The organism is Pseudomonas sp. 3296 (assembly GCF_031456615.1).
GTDB classification, from domain to species: Bacteria; Pseudomonadota; Gammaproteobacteria; order Pseudomonadales; family Pseudomonadaceae; genus Aquipseudomonas; species Aquipseudomonas mucoides.
The window spans coordinates 23,627-45,524 of record NZ_JAVDUY010000011.1; the positions used below are offsets into that span (position 1 = coordinate 23,627).

The following is a 21,898-nucleotide window of genomic DNA, read 5'->3' on the forward strand; positions in this document are numbered from 1 at the left end:
TTTTTTTGGGTCACGACAACGGTTTATTCAGCCGCTGGCGCTTCCGGCTTGCGGCGCTTGAGCGGCGCCATGCCGTCCTTGCTGACCAGCGACAGAGCGTCGGTCTTCGGGCGGTTGGCGATTTTGCGCTTGGTGGGTGCCTTGGCGCCGGTTTTCTTCTTGTCGCCTTTGGCGTCGACTTTTTTCTTCTTCACGCCAACGGCTTTGCCCGAGGCCTTGACCTTTTTCGGTCCGCCGTAGGTGCCTTTGACTTCCTTGATGGTGCGGCGCTCGAAGCTCTGCTTGAGGTAGCGCTCGATGCTCGACATCAGGTTCCAGTCGCCGTGGCAGATCAGCGAGATCGCCAGGCCTTCATTGCCGGCACGGCCGGTACGACCGATACGGTGAACGTATTCGTCGCCGCTGCGCGGCATGTCGAAGTTGATCACCAGGTCCAGGCCATCCACGTCCAGGCCGCGTGCGGCGACGTCGGTGGCAACGAGGATCTTCACGCCCCCCTGCTTCAGGCGGTCGATGGCCAGTTTGCGGTCTTTCTGGTCTTTGTCGCCGTGCAGCACGAACGCTTTGTATTCTTGCGCCACCAGACGACCGTAGATGCGGTCGGCCATGGCCCGAGTGTTGGTGAACACGATAGCCTTCTGATAGGTCTCGTTGGCCAACAGCCAGTTGAGGATCTGCTCTTTATGCACGTTGTGGTCAGCGGTGATGATCTGCTGACGGGTGGTCGCATTCAGATCGCTGACGTTGTTGACCTGCAGGTGCTCAGGGTTGTTCAACACCTTGGCCACCATGTCGCGCAGGCCCGAACCGCCGGTGGTGGCGGAGAACAGCATGGTCTGCTGGCGGTTGGTGCATTCGGCTACCAGCCGCTGCACGTCATCGGCAAAGCCCATGTCGAGCATGCGGTCGGCTTCGTCGAGGACCAGCACTTCAACTTCTTTCAAGTCGAGGTTGCCGGCGTTCAGTTGCTCGATCATCCGGCCCGGCGTACCAATCAGGATGTCCGGCACCTTGCGCAGCATGGCGGCCTGGACCTTGAAGTCTTCACCGCCGGTGATCAGACCGGACTTGATGAACGTGAACTGCGCAAAGCGTTCGACTTCCTTGATGGTCTGCTGAGCCAGCTCGCGGGTCGGCAGCAGGATCAGGGTCTTGATGCTGACGCGGACTTTCGCCGGGCCGATCAGACGGTTGAGGATCGGCAAAACGAAAGCAGCGGTTTTGCCGCTACCGGTTTGCGCAGTCACCCGCAGGTCACGCCCTTGGAGCGCCAGCGGAATAGCCGCTGCTTGCACTGGCGTTGGCTCGACAAATTTAAGCTCGGCCACGGCTTTGAGCAGGCGTTCGTGCAGGGCGAATTGGGAAAACACGGGTGCTACCTCGAAGAAATACAAAAAAACAGCTGCATAGGGTAACGGTTTCGAGCGCTCAGGCCGAGTTTCTTTACGAAAACGACGATAAACAGTGGCTTTTTGTTGCCTGATTTGTCTTCAAACGTCATCCAAACCCTCTTAAATGCTCTAATCGCCCGATCGTGTCCTTCCGGAGAATCGTTTTAGCCCATGGATATCAAACAGCTCTGGCTCAATGCCCAGGACCTCTGGGGTGCCCTCGATCAGCATCCGCTCGTGCACTCAAGTCTGGCGCTGATGCTGTTACTGGTCATTGCACTGGTCCTCGGACGAGTGGCGCGTTTCCTCATTCTTCACGCGACCAAAATGCTCGGCCGCCAACCGGCGCTGCACTGGATCAACGACTTTCGGCACAACAAGGTCTTTCATCGTCTCGCGCAGATGACGCCGTCACTGGTGATTCAATTTGGCTTGCATCTGGTACCGGAGCTGAGCAAGACCAGCCTGAATTTCCTCGGCAATGTGGCGCTGGCGTTCACCACTCTGTTCTTGCTGCTGGCGTTCAGCGCTCTGCTCAGCGCCTTGCTGGACATCTACGCGCGCACCGAGCACGCCCGCACGCGCTCGATCAAGGGCTACGTGCAACTGACAAAAATGGTCTTGTACGTATTGGGGGCGATCGTCATCGTCTCCACCCTGATCGACCGTTCGCCGCTGTTGCTGCTGTCGGGTCTGGGTGCCATGTCGGCGGTGATTATTCTGGTCTACAAAGACACGCTGCTGTCGTTCGTGGCCAGCGTGCAACTGACCAGCAACGACATGCTGCGGGTGGGCGACTGGATCGAGATGCCGCAGGTCGGCGCTGACGGTGACGTGGTCGACATCACGTTGCACACGGTGAAGGTGCAGAATTTCGACAAGACGATTGTTTCGATCCCGACCTGGCGCCTGATGTCCGAGTCGTTCAAGAACTGGCGCGGGATGCAGCAATCCGGCGGGCGACGGATCAAACGCAGCCTGTTCATCGATGCCAGCGGTGTGCGGTTCATCCGCGATGACGAAGAGCAGAAGTTGTCGCAGGTGCATTTGCTGACTGATTACATCGGTCGCAAGCAGGCCGAACTCAAGGCCTGGAATGCAGCGCAGGGCAATGTGGCGGCCATGTCCGCCAACCGTCGGCGGATGACCAACATCGGGACCTTCCGCGCGTATGCGTTGGCGTACTTGAAGAGTCACCCGGAGATTCAGCCCGGCATGACCTGCATGGTGCGGCAGATGCAAACCACCGCGCAGGGTATTCCGCTGGAAATCTACTGCTTCACCAGCACCACGGCGTGGGCGGATTACGAGCGGATTCAGGGGGATATTTTCGACTACCTGCTGGCGGTATTGCCGGAGTTTGGGTTGAGTCTTTATCAGCAGCCGAGTGGTGGGGATATGCGTGCGGGGTTGCTGCCAATAGTGTTGGGTGCGAGCTCAATACCTGCTCTGGAAAAAACCCCATGAAGTGAGGCCGTCGGCTATCCTCGCCACTTGCGTCAACGGTATAAGCGATGACGAGACGGTATCGGTATACTCAACGCTTTTGGCAGACACCCAGACGATGCTCAACTCAATACAGTCGTTACGCGCACTCGCCGCATGGATGGTGGTCTTCCACCATTACATGCAGTTAGTGCATAACTTCCAACTGACCGACCCTATATCCGTTTCAATGCAAAGGTACGGAGCCATGGGAGTCGATCTGTTTTTTGTTATTAGCGGCTTTGTCATTTACCTGTCTGCCACCGGCAAAGACATTTCACCGTCGACATTTATTCGCCATCGACTGGCGAGAGTTGCGCCTGCCTACTGGGTATTTACACTTATCACTGCAGTTACGCTGATACTTTTACCAGGAACTGTACCACTGACACTCTATGAGCCTCTCTTCATGCTCAAGAGTCTGATATTTATTCCTGCCCAGAACCCGTCCGGAATTGGCTTGTATCCGTTGATGACTGTAGGGTGGACGCTTAATTACGAAATGGCGTTCTACATCGTTTTTCTGGGCAGCTTGTTTTTTCCTCAGAAACTCAGAATCCCGTTGATCGTTCTGGGCGTTTATCTGCTTTACAAAGCGCCCCCCAAACTCGGCGACGGTTTCACTTTCTACGGTAATCCAATCGTTTTTGAGTTCCTGTTCGGCATCCTGATTGCTTACGCTTATCAGAAAAAACTGGTTCAGCGCATTCACTTTCTTCCTGCATTCTTGATGGCCGCAACATCTGTCGCCGTCATCATTTATTTCGGACAGACTACTCACTCGCCACTGAAATCAGGCTTGCCCTGCGCGATAATTTTGCTGGCGGCGATTTCCCAAGAACGCTTTTTCACCCGAATAGACTTTATTAACAAACTGGGTGACTGGTCATACTCCACCTACCTGTGCCATGTACTGATTATTTCCGGCATGGTAAAGATCCAGCAGTCACTAGGTCTTGGCCACATCACCACACTTCTATTGATTATCGGACTGGTTATCGCGGCATCTGGCCTGAGCTTTCACTTTATTGAAAAGCCGATATCCAGACGGGTCAAGAGAAACGAAAGCAAGACCATCGTAACGACGCTCTGATTCCACGCACTTGGCCAGGGCTCTCGTCCATCACGGAGCCCTGAACAAAATTGCGAATTGATTACGGGGCTTTCTTCAACAGCAGCCCGAGTTTTGTCGATACGGACGCTCGCCAGTTTAAAGCCAGGGTCACGATGAAAAACACCACCATCAAGCCCACGCCCAAGCGGTATGTGTCCGCCGACATCCAAGGACCGAACCGACCGAAATACAACTGCCACTGTAAGCTTTGAAAGCCCAACCCCAAGCTCACAGCCGACAACGTCGCCGCCTTGAGCCAGAAAACAGGCAGCATAAGCAAGACAGAGAAAACCGCACTCCAGATCCGCACCGCCATCGAATACCCAGCGACTGAAAACACCGCGACTGCAATCGGGAGGATGCCAATCCACTGGCGACTTTCTGAACCAAACGCCAATAACGGCAAGAAGCCCACCATCAACACCAACAACGCTTTGGACATGGTGCTCTTGCTATCGAATGCCAGGGAAACGCTGCTAAGCATCGCCAATAGCATCACGGGGCCAAAAGTAAGAAAGTGTGCAACCAGCGGTTTGAGTGGCGCTGCGAGTGTTTGCAGCAACATGTATTTCCATAAAGGTGGGCCTGTAAAGCCGTTATTCCAATCAACCACCCCATACATCAATCCTCCACTGATGCACAGGCTCGCTACCGCCAGCACGATCCCTGAAGCGCTTATGGACTTCCACATGCTGATGTTGACTGCCAGGTGACTGAATACTCCACATACCACCAGCCCCGAAACGATGAAGCACGCCATGGAAAAGCCGTACAAGTCGATGATTGCCGTCTGACCATCAGGACTGGCGGAGTGCGTCGCGATTTCTTCAGGCGATAGTGCAAAGGCGACCGGCACAATAAAATAGAGAAATCCGATCGTCATCGTCGCAAATACCAAACTCGCAAATACCCACTTGTATTTTAGTTCCTCAAGTGGACTGCATTGCTTTTCCCGAGGCCAGATTGCCAACACGAGAGGTATCAGGAAAAACCCGGGAATCAACCAAAGGGAAAACAACAGCACACTGTAGATAACCCAACGATAGGACCGTGCCCAACTCCACAAACAAAAACAGCTTGCGGCCAACACTACACCATCGCTCAGTACGGGGTAAAAAACCGGCAAGGTTGAAAACGACCAACTGGATACAAGCGTTACAATCGACAGCAGTGCAGCATTTCGCGCTACACCCAGTACACGCAAGGCATCAAAAAACAAGGCAGCCGCCAGCGAAAGCATCGCTATGTTCAAGAAACACTGTATTGAAATCAGTGCCTCTCGTGACACTCCGGATGTAGAAGCAAGAATCAGCGGCAGGAACCCGGACAAACGTATCAGCCGATAGGGATCGCCCATGACGGCCTCCCCTCGCCCAATCTTCTCAATATAATCAAGATAGATACTTCCGTCCCAGCCTCCGCCGTTACCGACGGGAATATGCCCCACCAGGCTATAAACCGCCAATAGCACCAATGCCACGGCGAAACTGACTGCTAAATGCTCTGCCTTCACATGAACCTCAATACAAAACCTGCTCCGCACCCGGCAACAATCAAGCCGTCACTTCACAAAAACAAACCGCGACAACACATAAGTAAGAGGCACGGTAATGGCAATTGCCACGAGGGGAGCGACTTGCTGATTCCACCCCAGTTGCTCAATCCACAGCCAAAGGCACAACATGCTTACCAGGTACTGAAGCAGGTATACAAAGGGGAAAAAAGCGATTGAACGAAACCCTTTATGGCTTTTAAACACGAAATACCTGTTCATGAAAAACGCCAGCAGAATCCCGAACAAATAGGCTGCGGTATAGCTGACCTTGTATGAAGCCACCATCAGCAACAGCAAATAAATAACATAAGTGACCGCTGTATTAAATCCCCCGGAAATCAAGAATCTGGAGAATCGATGCTTCATGGCACCAGACAGAAACTCACGCAATTGAGTCCACACCTTCGGCATTTTTCGACAATCGCAGGAACTCGTTGTAATCGCGTATATAGTCCTGGGAGTTGTAGTACTCCGATGCGAATACCAGAAGCACCGCATCGCTGGAATAACGGTACTGAATACCCCAGGTCATGGGTGGCAAGTAGATACCGACATTGGGTTTATCAAGCACAAACTCTTCGCGTGTCACGCCATCATCAGCAACTACGTGCACCGAGCCGTGGGCCGCGATAAGAAACTGCGCACAACTGTGATGCGCATGTTCGCCTCGGGTTTCGGCTGTTGGGACGTCATAGACAAGAAAAAAACGCAGTACGTTGAAAGGGACTGTACGCTCGAACTCACCGACGGAGAGCTGACCACGGATATCCGCCACTTCATTCAGGTGATGCAACGTTACGTTTTTCACTGACGTTTTCACGACGCCCGGCGTGGACAGCTTGGAGGTCGACTCGCGGTTGTCTCCGACGGCTTTGGCATCCACATATCCGATGATTTTCGCCGGATTGCCCACCACGATTGCGTTGGGTGGTACCGAACGGGTGACGACCGAGCCGGCACCAATCATTGCATTCATTCCAATGGTAATGCCGGGTAAAATGGTCGCGTTCGCGCCCAGCGATGCACCCTTGCAGATAATGGTTCGTGAAAAACTCTCGGGGTACACCTTGCTGCGTGGAAAACGGTCATTGGTGAACGTGACGTTCGGGCCAACAAAAACATCATCTTCCAGCGAAATCCCGTCCCAGACCTGTACACCGCATTTAAGGGTTACCCGATCACCGATGACAACATCGTTCTCAACGAACACGTGATCGCAAACATTGCAGTCCTTGCCGACCCGGGCCTGTGGAAGAATGTGAGCGAATGCCCATACACGGGTGCCGCTCCCTATGTGAGATGACTCGCACAGAGCCCTCTCATGCACGAAGTAGTCCTTTTCCTCACTCATTCGATTCTCCAAAACTGTCTACCCGCATCGGGATCGCCAATGGACGATTCTTGGTATTTTCATATGTTCTCCATGAATAGGAACCCACGATACCCAGCCCCAGCAAATTGAGACATCCAAGAAAGCTGATCGCAAGCATCGTCATGGCATAACCGGGCACGGCAATCATGTCATTGAGTTTGGCAATCAACACCACCAACCCCAGCGTCGCCGCGAGGACGGACCCGGCGGCCCCCAAACGGATCAGCATCCGGATAGGCAGATCGGTGAAAGAAAAAATGCTGTCCATCAGGTAATTGACCTTTTTACCCAGTGTCCAGGCCGACTTGCCATGCTGGCGCTCTTGCCGTGTATACATCACCGTCTCGCGGCGGAAGCCCAACCAGAAAACTTGTGCAATCAAGGAGCTGTGGCGCTCGTCGAGCGTTAACAACGTGTCACGGAAAACTTTGTTGCAGGCGAACATATCAACACCGCCCGGCGGGATTTCCGGAATCACGTAACGACGATACAGGCCCCAGAACATTTTGGACGCGAGTCGAGAGAAGAGCGGATCGCTACGCCCCTCACGAACACCCACGACCACATCCACTTCGCCATTGCACAGGATACGGTCCATTTCCAGAACCAGTTCTGGAGGCTCCTGCAGGTCTGCGGCCATCACGGCAAATCGACTGCCTTTGCCAAATTGAAGCCCCGTGCGAATCGCCATGAAGGAACCAAAGTTCCTGGACAACAGGATCAGTTGAGATCGCACCGGATGATCGGGTAACGCGTCACGCAGCAGTTCATAGCATCGGTCCGGGCTGCCATCGACCACAAACACTACTTCCAGATCATTGCTCAGTTTCTCGTTCAACTGGGTAACGGCCTTCAGCAGGTCTGGAATGGAGCCTTCATTGCGATAGACCGGTATGACTAAACTCAGCAAACTCATGCTCCTTTGAGAAAATAGTCTGAAACTGCATCAATAACCTGCTGCACCTGTTGATCCGTCATTCCTGGAAAACAAGGCAGCGAGATGACTGTTTCACACGCAGATTCAGTAACGGGCAGTGACACGTCCCTATGTACGTAGGCAGGCTGACGATGATCTGGAATGGGATAGTGAATATCTGTGGCAATTGATTTTTCTTTTAAAGCCACCGCAAAGCGCTCCCTGTTTGCGACTCGCAATACATACAGATGCGCGACGTAATCCTCTCCCGTAGAAGACGGTAATTTTGCCTCCAGACCGGCAAAGGCACTGTTGTAACGCATCGCAATTTCACGTCGCTGCGCGTTCCAGGCATCTAGATGGGGCAACTTGATTCGAAGGATGGCAGCCTGGATTTCATCCAGTCGGCTATTCCGTCCACCCCCCAATGAAACTTCGTATTTACGTGACCAGCCGTACTGCCGCAGTTGCCGGATCCGCTCGGCGAGTTCGGTATCCTGGGTCACTATGGCACCGCCATCCCCCAGTGCACCGAGGTTTTTGGTCGGATAAAAACTGAAACATCCGACGGTGCCAAAACTACCGGCTCGCCTGCCTTGACGCTGCGCTCCGTGGGACTGCGCACAATCCTCAAGCACCGGGATGCCAGCAGCAGATGCGATCTTTACCAGTTCCTCGATGCCGGCCAGTTGCCCATAAAGATGAGTAACAATCACCACGGCCGGTTTACTGTCGATCATCGCCGCCAGTGCTTTCGGGCACAGCGTCAAAGTATCTGGATCGACATCCAGGTAGACGGGGACAGCCCCCACTGCATGGATGGCGGTACTTCCGTAAAAACCGGCGTTCGCGACCGCCACGACCCTGTCTCCAGGCTTGACTTGAAGCCCCCGCAGAGCAAGCTCCAGCGCATCAGAACCATTGGCCACACTGATGCAGTGATCAACACCGACATACTTCGCAAATTCCGACTCAAAACGCTTCACTTCTTCGCCGAGAATGTACCAGTGGCTGTCAATTACCTTCATGACTGGAGTAATGAAGTCTATGCCAGCATTGGCGATGGATGCCGAAAACAAGGGAACCAATTCAGTCATGTTATTTCTACCCCAACCTTAAACCTGCAGATAATCCATCAAGCCTTGTCCCAGAGCAATTTTTCACTGCTTACACCCACTTAACCTACTCGGTAGAACTTCTATTCAAACAATCTGGACAGTCAGGTGACGGAAAATTCGTTGATTTAAATGTCAAGAACGGAAGTCCATCGTTTCAGGAGAAACGGTCACCGCACGCCACCGTTACGGGGGAGCACAGTAGCAGATCGCCCTCCACGACGACTTAGCCACACGGCAACCAGGATCACCAAAGCCCCGAGCAGCAACCGCCCCAGCTCCTCATGCTGATTCCAGATCAACAAATTGATCAGCAACCCCACCGGCACATGCAGGTTGTTCATCACCGCGAGCGTTCCGCCGTTCACCATGCACGCGCCCTTGTTCCACCAATACAAACCCAGCGCGGTCGAGACCAGGCCGAGGAACACCAGCACGCCCCATTGCAGCGGCGCTTCGGGCAGGAAGTTCTGTTTGCCGAACAGCAGGAATGCCGGCAATGCCACGGCCAATGCGCCGAGGTAGAAGTAGCCGAAACGCCGGTAATGCGGCAGATCGCTCGGGTGGCGCGCCACCAGATGCTTATAAAGCACCTGCCCGGCGGCGTAGGTGAAGTTGGCCAGTTGCAGCAGCAGGAACCCCATGAAGAAATCCGGGTTGATCCGGTCGTAGCGAATCACCGCCGCGCCCATCACCGCCACCAACGCGGCGACCAATGCCCACGGATTGAAACGCCGGTTCAGCGCGTCTTCGATCAGGGTCACATGCAACGGTGTGAGGATGGTGAACAGCAACACTTCCGGCACTGTCAGCACGCGGAAGCTCAGGTACAGGCACACGTACGTCACGCCGAACTGCAACGCGCCGATCAACAGCATGCCGCGCATGAATGCCGGTTCCACCGAGCGCCAGCGCGTTAGTGGAATGAACACCAGTCCTGCCAGCACTACGCGCACCAGTACTGCGAAATAGCTGTCAACGTGACCGGCCAGGTATTCGCCGATCAAACTGAAGGAAAACGCCTGGATCAGCGTGACAAAAAGTAGATAGCCCATGCTCGCCTCGTTTTGAATGGCGGCGACGATACACACAAAACCATTGTGGGAGCGAGCCTGCTCGCGAAAGCGGTGTGTCAGTTAAAGGAGATGTTGGATGACACGACGCCTTCGCGAGCAAGCCCGCTCCCACAGGGGATCTGGGTATTCATGAAATTCCGGGCAAAAAAAAGCCCGATCTCGCTAAAGCGTTCAATCGGGCGACAGCACTCAGGAGCAACAAGTGCAAAGGGAGGTTCGTTGCGCGTAGAGCCTTGAAGGGGTTGCGCCAGGTCACTAGACCATCCGGTGATTATCTGGCGATTAAAAGATCAGGCGACCTGGGAAAGCTTGGCGTTCGCCTGGTTCAGGCCCTTCTCCTGGAAGTCGCCGCCCAGGTTCATGCCTTCAGCGTGAATGAACGTCACGTCGTGGATGCCGATGAACGCCATGACCTGACGCAGGTAGGGTTCCTGGTGATCCGCCGTGCTACCGGCGTAGATCCCGCCGCGGGCGGTCAGCACGTAGGCACGCTTGCCGCTGAGCAGGCCTTGCGGGCCGGTGTCGGTGTACTTGAAGGTCACGCCGGCACGCAGCACATGGTCGAGCCAGGCTTTGAGCGTGCTGGGGATGGCGAAGTTGTACATGGGTGCGGCCATGACCAGCACGTCGGCGGCCAGCAGCTCATCGGTCAACTGGTTGGAGCGCTCCAGCGAAGCCTGTTCGATGTCGCTGCGTTGCTCGGCCGGTTTCATCCATCCGCCCAGCAGGTTGATGTCCAGGTGCGGCACCGGATTGACCGCCAGGTCACGTACGGTGATCTGATCGGCCGGATGCGCGGCTTTCCATTGGCTGATGAAGGTCTGGGTCAGTTGACGGGAAACCGAGTCTTGCTGACGGGCGCTGCTTTCGATGATCAGAACGCGTGACATGGGATGTAGGCTCCATCTGAGAATGCTGTAAGGCGATGGAGTGAAGGTTAAACAGAGTCATATCGATGAAAAAGCGCAAATAACTGCTACAACCCATCAATAAATTCGTTTATAAGCTGAGCATACCTTGTAGAAGCGAGCAGGCTCACACCTACAAGGAATTGAATTCATTTCGGGGTGCAGGTCAGCTCGATACGCAGCTTGATAATGCTGCGGGTGAACTTCGCAGTGGCATTTTTATGCTTGCCTGCCGGTACATCGATCTTGCGGGTGCGTGGCGCTTCCGGGCCATTAATGAACACCGCCTTGCAGCTGACATCGACGTCGCCGTAGTTAGCCACCCGGATGGAGCCGATGTCGTTATCCGTGTCGAAGGTCTCGTAGTCGACTTTCAAGCCGTTAAGGTCTTTCTGCACATCAATCGGATAAGCAAACGCCGTCAGCGGCAGCATCGCCAGCAGCACACAACAGAATTTATTCATTCAGCAGTCTCCATAAAGGGCTGCCAGCTTAGGACAAGAGGAGCTATTCATGAAAGCGCCCCGCGTGACCCTTGATCAATGGCGAACATTGCAGGCCGTGGTCGACCACGGTGGTTTCGCCCAGGCCGCCGAAGCGCTGCACCGTTCGCAATCGTCGGTGAGCTACACCGTGGCGCGCATGCAGGACCAGCTAGGCGTGCCGCTGTTGCGCATCGACGGTCGCAAAGCCGTGCTCACCGAAGCCGGTGGCGTATTGCTTCGTCGCTCGCGGCAACTGGTGAAACAAGCCAGCCAGCTGGAAGACCTGGCCCATCACATGGAACAAGGCTGGGAAGCCGAAGTGCGGCTGGTGGTCGACGCGGCGTACCCGAGCGCCCGCCTCGTGCGCGCCCTGACCGCGTTCATGCCGCAAAGTCGCGGCTGCCGTGTTCGCCTGCGTGAAGAGGTGCTGTCGGGGGTGGAGGAAGTCCTGCTCGAAGGCGTGGCCGACCTGGCGATTACCGGTTTTAGCATTCCAGGCTATTTGGGCGCGGAATTGAGCGATGTCGAATTCGTCGCGGTCGCCCATCCCGACCATGCGCTGCACCGCCTCAACCGCGAACTGAATTTCCAGGATTTGGAAAGCCAGATGCAAGTGGTGATCCGTGACTCCGGTCGGCAGCAGCCGCGCGACGTCGGCTGGCTCGGTGCCGAACAGCGCTGGACCGTCGGCAGCCTGGCCACCGCCGCGACATTTGTCAGCAGCGGCCTGGGGTTCGCCTGGCTGCCACGGCACATGATTGAACGGGAACTCAAGGAAGGCACGCTCAAGCTGCTACCGTTGGATCAGGGCGGCAGCCGCAACCCGAGCTTCTACCTGTATTCGAACAAGGACAAACCCTTGGGACCGGCGACGCAGATTCTTATCGAACTGCTGCGAACCTTCGACACCGCACCGCTGGACGCGCCTTTCGCCGCCCCTGAACAAGCCTGACAAGGAGTGAATGCATGGCCTATTTCGAACATGAAGGTTGCAACCTGCACTATGAGGAATATGGCCATGGCACGCCATTGCTCCTTGTCCATGGACTGGGGTCCAGCACGCTGGACTGGGAAATGCAGATCCCGGCGCTGTCCACGCGCTACCGGGTGATCGTTCCGGATGTGCGCGGCCACGGTCGTTCCGACAAACCTCGCGAGCGTTACAGCATTGCCGGTTTCAGCGCCGACCTGGTCGCGCTGATCGAACATCTGAACCTCGGCCCGGTGCATTACGTGGGGCTATCGATGGGCGGGATGATCGGCTTTCAACTGGCGGTGGACCAGCCGCTTCTGCTCAAAAGCCTGACCATCGTCAACAGCGCGCCAGAGGTCAAGTTGCGCAGCCGCGACGATTATTGGCAGTGGTTCAAACGCTGGAGCCTGATGCGCCTCCTCAGCCTGGGTACCATCGGCAAGGCCCTCGGCGGCAAGTTGTTCCCGAATCCGGACCAAGGTGATTTGCGTCAAAAGATGGCCGAGCGCTGGGCAAAAAACGACAAACATGCTTATCTCGCCAGCTTCGATGCCATCGTTGGCTGGGGGGTTCAGGAACGACTTTCGAAGGTTGCCTGTCCAACCCTCATCGTCAGCGCCGACCGTGATTACACCCCGGTGGCGTTGAAGGAAACCTATGTAAAACTGCTGCCCGATGCGCGGCTGGTGGTGATCGCCGATTCACGCCACGCCACCCCGCTGGACCAACCCGAACGTTTCAACCAAACACTGCTCGAGTTTCTCACCGCAGTCGATACCACCCCAATCAGGATCACTGACCCATGCTGAAAAAAATCGCCCTCGTCGCCGGTTCCGTTCTGTTTGCCGCCAACCTGATGGCTGCCACGCCAGCCAAGGCACCGCACGTCTTGCTGGACACCACCAACGGCCAGATCGAAATCGAACTGGACCCGGTCAAGGCGCCGATCAGTACCAAGAACTTCCTTGATTACGTGAACAGCGGCTTTTACAACAACACGATTTTCCACCGCGTGATTCCGGGCTTCATGATCCAGGGCGGCGGTTTTACACAAGCCATGCAGCAGAAAGAAACCAAGGCACCGATCAAGAACGAATCGAAAAACGGCCTGCATAACGTCCGTGGCACCCTGTCCATGGCGCGTACCTCTGACCCGGATTCGGCCACCAGCCAGTTCTTCGTCAACGTCAAGGACAACGATTTCCTCGACAGCGGTGATGGTTATGCCGTGTTCGGCAAAGTCGTGAAAGGCATGGACGTGGTAGACGTCATCGTCAATTCCCAGACCACCACCAAAAGCGGCATGAAAGACGTGCCCGCCGATCCTGTCATCATCAAGTCGGCCAAGGTCATCGACTAAGCTACACAGGAAGTCTTGAGCGGTTGCCGGACTGCGGCACCGCTCACACTGTTCAAAGGAGAGCCCGTGCGCGGGCGGAGAACTGATGCTTTATCGCCGTTTTGAAAAATTGATCGACGTCTTTCGTGATGCACCGACGGCGGCTCCGCCGGATCGGGTTCTCCCTTTCTATACCTATTACCTGAAACAGGTCTGGCCGAGTTTCGCCGCCCTGCTGATCGTCGGCCTGTTTGGTGCGCTGATCGAAGTGGCGCTGTTCAGCTACTTGAGCCGCATCATCGACCTTGCCCAGGGCACGCCCAACGTTAATTTCTTCAAGGAACACGGCATCGAACTGGCCTGGATGGCGGTGGTGGCGCTGATCCTGCGCCCAGTGTTCGTCGGCCTGCATGACCTGCTGGTGCACCAGACCCTGAGCCCCAGCATGACCAGCATGATCCGCTGGCAGAACCACAGTTACGTGCTCAAACAGAGCCTCAATTTCTTCCAGAACGACTTCGCCGGGCGCATCGCCCAACGCATCATGCAGACCGGCAACTCGTTGCGCGATTCGGCGGTGCAGGCGGTGGACGCGCTATGGCACGTGCTGATCTACGCCATCAGTTCGCTGGTGTTGTTTGCCGAAGCCGACTGGCGCCTGATGATCCCGTTGCTGAGCTGGATCGCCGCGTACATGGGCGCGCTCTATTACTTCGTGCCACGGGTCAAGGAGCGTTCGGTCGTGTCGTCCGATGCGCGCTCCAAACTCATGGGGCGGATCGTCGACGGCTACACCAACATCACCACGCTGAAGCTGTTCGCCCACACCAATTTCGAACAGCAATACGCCAAGGAAGCCATTGAGGAGCAGACAGTGAAGGCCCAACTGGCTGGCCGCGTGGTCACCAGCATGGACGTGGTCATCACCAGCATGAACGGCCTGCTGATCGTCACCACCACCGGCCTGGCGCTGTGGCTATGGACGCAGTCGCTGATCACCGTGGGGGCGATTGCCTTGGCCACGGGCCTGGTGATCCGCATCGTCAACATGTCCGGCTGGATCATGTGGGTGGTCACCGGCATCTTCGAAAACATCGGCATGGTCCAGGACGGTTTGCAGACGATCTCGCAACCGGTCAGCGTGACCGATCGCGAAGAGGCCAAACCGCTGGCTGTCGCCCGCGGCGAAGTGCGATTCGAGCACGTGGATTTCCACTACGGCAAGAAGAGCGGGATCATTGGCGACCTCAACCTGAACATCAAGGCCGGTGAAAAGATCGGTCTGATCGGCCCGTCCGGCGCCGGCAAATCGACCTTGGTCAACCTGCTGCTGCGCCTGTATGACGTGGAGGGCGGGCGAATTCTCATCGACGGCCAGAACATTGCCGACGTCGGCCAGGAAAGCCTGCGCGAGCGCATCGGCATGATCACCCAGGACACGTCGCTGCTGCACCGCTCTATTCGCGACAATTTGCTGTACGGCAAACCCGACGCCACCGACGCCGAACTCTGGGAAGCGGTGCACAAGGCCCGTGCCGACGAGTTCATTCCGTTACTGTCCGACGCCGAAGGCCGCACCGGTTTTGATGCGCATGTCGGTGAGCGCGGGGTGAAGCTCTCGGGTGGCCAGCGTCAGCGGATCGCGATTGCGCGGGTGCTGCTCAAAGACGCGCCGATCCTGATCATGGACGAGGCCACGTCGGCCCTCGATTCGGAAGTGGAAGCGGCGATCCAGGAGAGCCTGGAAACCCTGATGCAGGGCAAAACCGTAATTGCCATTGCCCACCGGCTTTCAACCATCGCCCGGATGGACCGGTTGGTGGTGCTGGAAAACGGCAGGATCGCCGAAACCGGCACCCACGCCGAACTGCTGGCCCATGGCGGGTTGTATGCACGGCTGTGGCAGCACCAGACCGGCGGTTTCGTAGGAATCGATTAACCCAAAACCACCACTATTCCTTTGTAGGAGTGAGCCTGCTCGCGATGAGGGCTTCACATTCAACATCTCTGTTGACTGATCTACCGCTATCGCGAGCAGGCTCACTCCTACAAGGACCTTTTACACTCAAAAAACCGCCACAGCCTCTCAACCACGGGCTCTGGCGGTTTTTTACAAGCACTGGAATTCTCAAAAAACCCTGCTGTACTCAGCCAAGGTTCTGGAGATGGTTCTGCAGTCCATCTACTGGATGCGATAGGCAGTAAAATCTCGAAAGGACACGCTCTCATGTCTCTATTCAAACGTTCTGCGACAGAGTTGGTAGGCACGTTCTGGCTGGTATTGGGGGGTTGTGGAAGTGCGGTGCTGGCCGCTGCCTTCCCTAATGTGGGAATCGGATTGCTGGGAGTGTCCCTGGCGTTTGGTCTGACGGTGCTGACCATGGCGTTCGCCATTGGCCATATCTCCGGTTGTCATCTCAACCCGGCAGTGTCGCTGGGACTGGTGGTCGGCGGACGGTTCCCGGCCAAGGAACTGCCGGCCTACATCATTGCGCAAGTGATCGGCGGGGTGATTGCCGCCGCGTTGCTGTACTTCATTGCCAGTGGCAAACCCGGTTTCGATCTGGCCGGGGGCCTGGCGTCCAATGGTTATGGCGAACACTCCCCCGGCGGCTATTCCATGGCAGCGGGGTTTGTCTGTGAACTGGTGATGACGGCGATGTTCATCCTGATCATCCTCGGGGCCACCGACAAGCGCGCCCCGGCCGGGCTTGCGCCCATCGCCATCGGTCTGGCGCTGACCCTGATCCACCTGATCTCGATCCCGGTCACCAACACCTCGGTCAACCCGGCGCGCAGCACCGGCCCGGCCTTGATTGTCGGCGGCTGGGCGATTCAACAACTGTGGATGTTCTGGGTCGCGCCGTTGCTGGGTGCGGTGATTGGCGGTGTAACCTATCGCTGGCTGGGCAAAGAAGACACTTAAGGCCCCGGACGAGGATCAGTCTTGCCGATAAGGCAAGGCGGTCCTCGCCTCTTCGGCATAGGCCAGCACCCCGACACGCTCTTGCTGCAGAAAGTCGTTGACCGCCGCCTTCAGCCCCGGGTGACGCAGGTAATGCCAGGAATGCGTGATCACCGGTTCAAAGCCGCGAATCAACTTGTGCTCGCCCTGGGCACCGGCATCGAATCGCTGGAAGCCGTTGGCAATCGCATAGTCCATGCCCTGATAGAAACAGGTCTCGAAGTGCAGGCGATCAAACTCCGCCAGGCAGCCCCAGTAACGACCATAAAAACTGTCGCCGCCCACCAGGCTGAAGGCCATGGCCACCGGCCGTGAACCCTGTTTGGCCAGCACCACACGAATCGATTCCGGCATGCGTTCGGCCAACAGGCTGAAGAATTCGCGCGTCAGATAAGGCCTTTGCCGACGCACCGCGTAGGTGTTGGCGTAGCAGGCATAGACGAAATCCCACTGCGCCTGATCCAGTTGCCGACCTTCAAGCCATTCGAAATCAATACCCTGCCCCGCTACTTGCTCACGCTCTTTGCGCATCTGCTTGCGCTTGCGTGAACTGAGGGCGTCGAGGAAATCCTGGAAATCCCGATAGCCGCGATTCTGCCAGTGATACTGGCAGCCAATGCGCTGCAGCCAGCCAGGTTGTTCGCTCAATGCGGCATCGGTAAACGGGTCGGTGAAGTTGATGTGCGCACTGGACAGTCCTTCGATCTCAAGGTAGCCCGGCAGGCTGTTGAGTAGCTCGAAACCGTCCTCGACACTGGCCGCCAGCAACCGCGGGCCGCTGACCGGACTGAACGGCACGGCGGTCAATAATTTGGGGTAATAGTCGATGCCGGCCCGCTCGCAGGCATCGGCCCAGGCGTGATCGAACACGTACTCGCCATAGGAGTGCCACTTGCGGTAGCTGGGCAGCGCGGCGATCAGTCGATCACCCTCGATGTGCAGCAAATGCTCGGGCTGCCAGCCGGAATGCGGACCGACACTGCCGCTGTCCTCCAGGGCACTGAGGAAAGCATGACGCAGAAAAGGCTGGCGATCGGGAACGAGCGCATCCCAAGTGTGAGGTGCGATTTCGGACAGATTTTCCAAACGTTGCAGCGGCATCAACTTCCTCTCCACTTCTTGCGTGAAAGCCTCGCGAGTATCGCCTATCGCCGTCCATTCCACACCCGCGATTCGCCGACAGACCTGCGACGAAAAAGTTCAAACAGCCTTTATATCGTCATCTAGACGCCATCACTTTGCCACTGCCTTGTCATAAACCATCGCGATACTGGCGCCTGTTTTTAGAGCGCCTGGTTATTACCCGGCCACTGTTTTCCGTCCATCAATGGTCGGTTGTGCCCTGGATGGCTCAGCCATCCACTCTCATCTTCGGAGATTGATATGCGTCTTGCTTCCACGAAAACTGCGGCGGTCCTGTGTGGCGGGCTGCTGCTGGCCATGAGCGTTCCGGCCAGCGCCGCAGTCGACGCCAAACTGCTCGACATGCTCAAGGCTAACGGCTCGATTACCAACGCCCAGTACGGCGAACTGCAAGCCGAACTGGCCCGGGATCAGAAGGACCAGCAAATCGCCCGTCAGGCTCAGCAAGAGACCAACGAGCAGATCGCACAAACTGCGAAGAAAACCGACACGCTGAGCGCTTTCGACCAGAAACTGGCCTGGGCCGCCAAGACCCAATTCAAGGGTGACGTTCGTTTCCGTGAAGAAACCGTCCACAACGATGGCGTTCCAAACAACAAAGACCAGGATCGCCAGCGCATTCGTGCCCGCCTGGGTGCCTACAGCGAAATCAACCCGCAAGTCGACACCGGCATCCGTATCGCCACCGGCAGCAACGACGACGCGCGCTCCACCAACCAGGACTTGAACAACTACTTCGACAAGAAGTCGATCTGGCTGGACCAGGGTTACGTCGACTACCACCCGGACGCGATCAAGAACCTGCACCTCGTTGGCGGCAAGATGCCGCAACAATGGGTGAGCATGGGCGACATCATCTGGGATAGCGACATCAACCCGGAAGGCCTGTCGGCGTCCTACAAGTACCCACTGAGCGGCAGCACCGAACTGTTCGGCAGCGCCGGTCACTACACGCTCAAGGACAACGTCGACGGCGAAGGCGTGCAGTTCAAGCATGACTTGCGCCTGTATGCCGGCCAGTTGGGTGCGCGCTTTGCCATCACCGACAGCATGAAAATGACGTTGGGCGGCAGCATCTACTCGTACGACAACGACTCGAACAGCGCCTGCCCGACCACCGGCACCGCCACCGCGCCATGCGCCTTGGCCGTCAACGGCAACAGCCCGGGCGAAACGTTCAAGCTGTATGAAGGTTTTGGTCAGTTGGACTTCACCAACCTGCCAGTGCCACTTTCGCTGTACGGCCAGTACGTCAACAACAAAGACGCGAGCAACGATCAGGACACTGGCTGGTTGGCCGGCGCCAAGACCAAGCTCTACGGTTTCGCAGTGGACTACAACTACCGCGACGTACAACAGAACTCTGTGGTTGGCGCGTTCACCGACTCCGACTTCGCCAACGGCTACACCGGTTCGCGCGGCAGCAAGCTGAAAGTGAGCTACGAGCTGGACAAGAACTTCAACCTCGGCGCCACATACTTCATGGCTAACTCCGACTACACCAACGCCAGCATCAAGAAGACCGACTCCGACATCAATACCCTGCAACTGGATGCCGAAGCAAAGTTCTGACTTCCCCCGTTACACGACTCGGGCAAGGAAGCCCGGGTTGCTTTTACAGTCTGGCGTGGATGGGTTGATCCCCATCATCCGTTCGATTCATCCACGCGAGCCTGTTTCTTGACCCCCGCCATCAATCCCCTCAGCTACGGAATGTCCTTGCGACGTTCGCCAGCCAGACGTTCGGCCAGCGTATCGGCGTCCGGCACGACCTCCTCCGGCATGGCGCGCAATGTCGCCTGCATCACCCGCATCTGACGAATGAACCGCCGGCAATTAGGGCAGAACATCAAATGATGACGCACCATCAGCCGTTCACGAAAACTCAACTGTCCGTCAAGATAATCGCTGGAACGTGCCACTTGTTCCTTACAGGTCAGCATTCGCCGGTTTCCTCAAAATGTTCTACGGTCGCAAAGACCTTCAACCGTGCCCGATGCAACAGCACACGAACATTGGAGAGCGAGATTTCCAGAAGATTACAGATCTCTTCCAGCTCCAGCCCCTGACGCTCGCGAAGTAATAACACACTGCTTTGCAGTTCCGACAGGCTGAGCAGGGTGTGTTCCAGGCATTCTCGCAGTTCGTTTTCAGTCAGTAGCGCTTCCGGGGTGTCCTGGTGCCAGGCAAACGGCGCCACCAGCCAATGACCATCACCGGGCGAGAAACGATCATCATCGATGGTGCCATGGGGTGACGGCAGGTCATCGAGGAGCACTTCACGACGGTTTTGTTTGTATCGACCCTTTGCCGCATTCGCGGTAATGGTCAGCAACCAGGTCTTGAGGCTCGAACGCGCCTCGAATTTGCTCAGGTTACGCACCACTGAGAGCCACGCATCCTGGACGATTTCGTCAGCATGCCGGCTGCCCACAATTGCATAAGCCACCGCGCGCATGGCGCTCTGGTAAGTGCTGACTAATTCCTTGAAAGCCTTTTGCTCGCCGGCCAGTAATCGCGCAAGCAGTTGCGAATCGTCAGCCGCCATCAATCAATCCCCTTGTTCAGACGTCGAAAATGACGACGGCAAGACTTCGCCCGTTGCGCAGTCCTGCCGTCATTTCCGAAAACTACAGTGTCCTGACTATTTCGACTGTAGGAAACGTCCTAACTATCCAACGAAAAAAGTTCGGATCAACGCTTGCGCAGAATCACACTGCCAATCGAATAACCGGCACCAAACGAACTGAGCACGGCCAGCGAGCCGGCAACCAGATCATCCTGGTTCTTGTGAAACGCAATCACTGAACCGGCAGAGCTGGTGTTGGCGTAGGTGTCGAGAATCACCGGGGCTTCTTCTTCGGTGGCCTCGCGACCCAGCAGTTTCTTGACGATCAGGTGGTTCATGCTGAGGTTGGCCTGGTGCAGCCAGAAGCGCTTCACGTCGCCGATGTTGAGCTTGTTCTCATCCAGGTGCGTGGCGATCAGCTCGGCAACCATCGGGCACACGTCGCGGAACACCTTGCGGCCTTCCTGCACGAACAGTTTGTCCTTGGCACCGATGCCCTCTTCCGCGGCGCGGTTGAGGAAGCCGAAGTTGTTGCGGATGTTGTTGGAGAACTTGGTCAACAGCTTGGTGCTGACGATGTCGAACTGATACTTGGACGTCGCCAGGTCCGCACGTTCGATGATCACAGCCGTGGCCGCGTCACCGAAGATGAAGTGGCTGTCGCGGTCGCGGAAGTTCAGGTGACCGGTGCAGACTTCCGGGTTGACCATCAGGATGGCCCGGGCCTGGCCCAGTTGCACGCTGTTGGTCGCGGCCTGAATGCCGAAAGTTGCCGAGGAGCAGGCAACGTTCATGTCGAAACCGAAACCCTGGATGCCCAGCGCTTCCTGGACTTCGATGGCGATGGCCGGGTAGGCGCGTTGCAGGTTTGAGCAAGCGACGATCACGCCGTCGATGTCCGCGGCGGTCTTGCCGGCGCGCTGCAAGGCTTGTTCGGCAGCGCCGATGGCCATTTGGCAGAGCACCGACCATTCGTCGTTCGAACGCTCCGGCAGGCGTGGTGCCATGCGTTGCGGGTCGAGAATACCGTCCTTGTCCATGACAAAGCGGCTTTTGATGCCGGAGGCTTTTTCGATAAACGCAGCGCTGGACTCGGTCAACGCTTCGATTTCGCCACGGGCAATGGCTTCGGCGTTGTCGGCGTTGAATTGCGCGACGTAGGCATTGAAAGACTGCACCAGCTCTTCGTTGGAGATGCTGTTGGCCGGGGTGTACAGGCCGGTGCCGCTGATGACGACGTTATGCATGGTCGTTTCTCTAATCTGTTCAGGCAGAAAGCATTGGCACCGACGTACCAACACACAAAGGGTCTGTTCCCGTCACGGGAAGCCAACCTGGCATCGCTTTATTCCGATCCGCCCGAACCTTGAAGGGCTCAAAACCGCGGGGCCGGCGTTTATAGGCGCGAAGTTTGCCATAAACGTTAGATTTTGGCGCCTTTTGCTGGATAAAGCGCCTACCCCAGCTGTAGGAGCACGGCTTGCCGGCGATG

At 56.6% G+C, this 21,898-nt stretch carries 20 protein-coding genes and 1 pseudogene; 8 read left to right on the forward strand and 13 right to left on the reverse strand.

The features are described from left to right. Positions 1 to 23 precede the first annotated feature (23 nt). Positions 24 to 1,370, reverse strand: coding sequence for a DEAD/DEAH box helicase (locus tag J2X66_RS27355; RefSeq protein WP_027925824.1), 1,347 nt, complete (start codon positions 1,368 to 1,370; stop codon positions 24 to 26). Positions 1,371 to 1,562: 192 nt separating this feature from the next. On the opposite strand from J2X66_RS27355, the gene J2X66_RS27360 reads away from it, so the two are divergent. Then, positions 1,563 to 2,858, forward strand: a complete 1,296-nt coding sequence (locus J2X66_RS27360; RefSeq protein WP_310270957.1) for a mechanosensitive ion channel family protein — start codon at positions 1,563 to 1,565, stop codon at positions 2,856 to 2,858. Positions 2,859 to 2,955: 97 nt separating this feature from the next. Next, on the forward strand, positions 2,956 to 3,969 hold the full coding sequence (locus tag J2X66_RS27365) for an acyltransferase (RefSeq protein WP_310270960.1): 1,014 nt from the start codon (positions 2,956 to 2,958) through the stop codon (positions 3,967 to 3,969). A gap of 61 nt (positions 3,970 to 4,030) precedes the next feature. Here the strand turns inward: J2X66_RS27365 and J2X66_RS27370 are convergent, their stop codons facing one another. From J2X66_RS27370 to J2X66_RS27405, 8 genes are all read right to left on the reverse strand, one after another. Further along, positions 4,031 to 5,503: a hypothetical protein gene (locus J2X66_RS27370; RefSeq protein WP_310270962.1), complete on the reverse strand. Its 1,473-nt coding sequence runs from the start codon at positions 5,501 to 5,503 to the stop codon at positions 4,031 to 4,033. 48 nt (positions 5,504 to 5,551) lie between these two features. Then, positions 5,552 to 5,935, reverse strand: coding sequence for a GtrA family protein (locus tag J2X66_RS27375; RefSeq protein WP_310270965.1), 384 nt, complete (start codon positions 5,933 to 5,935; stop codon positions 5,552 to 5,554). After that, positions 5,928 to 6,896, reverse strand: coding sequence for a WxcM-like domain-containing protein (locus J2X66_RS27380; RefSeq protein WP_310270969.1), 969 nt, complete (start codon positions 6,894 to 6,896; stop codon positions 5,928 to 5,930). The genes J2X66_RS27375 and J2X66_RS27380 overlap by 8 nt, the downstream gene beginning before the upstream one ends. Continuing rightward, entirely contained in the window at positions 6,889 to 7,833 is a 945-nt protein-coding gene (locus J2X66_RS27385; RefSeq protein ID WP_310270972.1) for a glycosyltransferase family 2 protein, read from the reverse strand. The genes J2X66_RS27380 and J2X66_RS27385 overlap by 8 nt, the downstream gene beginning before the upstream one ends. After that, the gene (locus J2X66_RS27390) at positions 7,830 to 8,930 is read right to left on the reverse strand and encodes a DegT/DnrJ/EryC1/StrS family aminotransferase (protein ID WP_310270975.1); all 1,101 of its coding nucleotides are present in this window, start codon (positions 8,928 to 8,930) and stop codon (positions 7,830 to 7,832) included. Before J2X66_RS27390 ends, J2X66_RS27385 begins: the two co-directional genes overlap by 4 nt. A 188-nt stretch (positions 8,931 to 9,118) precedes the next feature. Beyond that, positions 9,119 to 10,003, reverse strand: a complete 885-nt coding sequence (locus tag J2X66_RS27395; protein WP_310270978.1) for a carboxylate/amino acid/amine transporter — start codon at positions 10,001 to 10,003, stop codon at positions 9,119 to 9,121. Positions 10,004 to 10,314: 311 nt separating this feature from the next. Next, positions 10,315 to 10,914, reverse strand: a complete 600-nt coding sequence (locus J2X66_RS27400; protein WP_310270982.1) for an FMN-dependent NADH-azoreductase — start codon at positions 10,912 to 10,914, stop codon at positions 10,315 to 10,317. A 167-nt stretch (positions 10,915 to 11,081) separates the two neighbouring features. Further along, positions 11,082 to 11,396, reverse strand: a complete 315-nt coding sequence (locus J2X66_RS27405; protein ID WP_027925830.1) for a hypothetical protein — start codon at positions 11,394 to 11,396, stop codon at positions 11,082 to 11,084. A 49-nt stretch (positions 11,397 to 11,445) separates the two neighbouring features. Between J2X66_RS27405 and J2X66_RS27410 the strand changes: the two genes are divergently transcribed. The 5 genes and pseudogenes from J2X66_RS27410 to aqpZ all read left to right on the forward strand — a co-directional run bounded on the left by J2X66_RS27410 (position 11,446) and on the right by aqpZ (position 16,655). Continuing rightward, positions 11,446 to 12,369 (forward strand): LysR family transcriptional regulator, encoded by a 924-nt coding sequence (locus tag J2X66_RS27410; RefSeq protein WP_027925831.1) that lies wholly within the window; start codon positions 11,446 to 11,448, stop codon positions 12,367 to 12,369. A 14-nt stretch (positions 12,370 to 12,383) separates the two neighbouring features. Continuing rightward, a pseudogene (locus J2X66_RS27415) lies at positions 12,384 to 13,189 on the forward strand (alpha/beta fold hydrolase). 3 nt (positions 13,190 to 13,192) lie between these two features. Further along, positions 13,193 to 13,750 (forward strand): peptidylprolyl isomerase, encoded by a 558-nt coding sequence (locus J2X66_RS27420; RefSeq protein ID WP_310270990.1) that lies wholly within the window; start codon positions 13,193 to 13,195, stop codon positions 13,748 to 13,750. 85 nt (positions 13,751 to 13,835) lie between these two features. After that, positions 13,836 to 15,668, forward strand: coding sequence for an ABC transporter ATP-binding protein (locus tag J2X66_RS27425; RefSeq protein ID WP_310270993.1), 1,833 nt, complete (start codon positions 13,836 to 13,838; stop codon positions 15,666 to 15,668). Positions 15,669 to 15,956: 288 nt separating this feature from the next. Beyond that, complete coding sequence (gene aqpZ, locus J2X66_RS27430) at positions 15,957 to 16,655, forward strand: aquaporin Z (protein ID WP_310270996.1); 699 nt, start codon at positions 15,957 to 15,959, stop codon at positions 16,653 to 16,655. A 15-nt stretch (positions 16,656 to 16,670) separates the two neighbouring features. Here aqpZ and J2X66_RS27435 read toward each other — a convergent pair whose 3' ends face one another. Continuing rightward, positions 16,671 to 17,795, reverse strand: a complete 1,125-nt coding sequence (locus J2X66_RS27435; RefSeq protein ID WP_310271000.1) for a GNAT family N-acetyltransferase — start codon at positions 17,793 to 17,795, stop codon at positions 16,671 to 16,673. Between the two features lie 282 nt (positions 17,796 to 18,077). Between J2X66_RS27435 and J2X66_RS27440 the strand changes: the two genes are divergently transcribed. After that, the gene (locus tag J2X66_RS27440) at positions 18,078 to 19,409 is read left to right on the forward strand and encodes a putative porin (RefSeq protein WP_310271003.1); all 1,332 of its coding nucleotides are present in this window, start codon (positions 18,078 to 18,080) and stop codon (positions 19,407 to 19,409) included. 134 nt (positions 19,410 to 19,543) lie between these two features. Here J2X66_RS27440 and J2X66_RS27445 read toward each other — a convergent pair whose 3' ends face one another. From J2X66_RS27445 to J2X66_RS27455, 3 genes are all read right to left on the reverse strand, one after another. Continuing rightward, positions 19,544 to 19,780 (reverse strand): zf-HC2 domain-containing protein, encoded by a 237-nt coding sequence (locus J2X66_RS27445; RefSeq protein ID WP_310271007.1) that lies wholly within the window; start codon positions 19,778 to 19,780, stop codon positions 19,544 to 19,546. Beyond that, positions 19,774 to 20,388 carry an RNA polymerase sigma factor gene (locus J2X66_RS27450; RefSeq protein WP_027925839.1) on the reverse strand — a complete coding sequence of 205 codons (615 nt, stop codon included), beginning with the start codon at positions 20,386 to 20,388 and terminating at the stop codon, positions 19,774 to 19,776. Before J2X66_RS27450 ends, J2X66_RS27445 begins: the two co-directional genes overlap by 7 nt. A 143-nt stretch (positions 20,389 to 20,531) precedes the next feature. Continuing rightward, entirely contained in the window at positions 20,532 to 21,653 is a 1,122-nt protein-coding gene (locus tag J2X66_RS27455; RefSeq protein WP_310271010.1) for a beta-ketoacyl-ACP synthase III, read from the reverse strand. Positions 21,654 to 21,898: the final 245 nt, after the last annotated feature.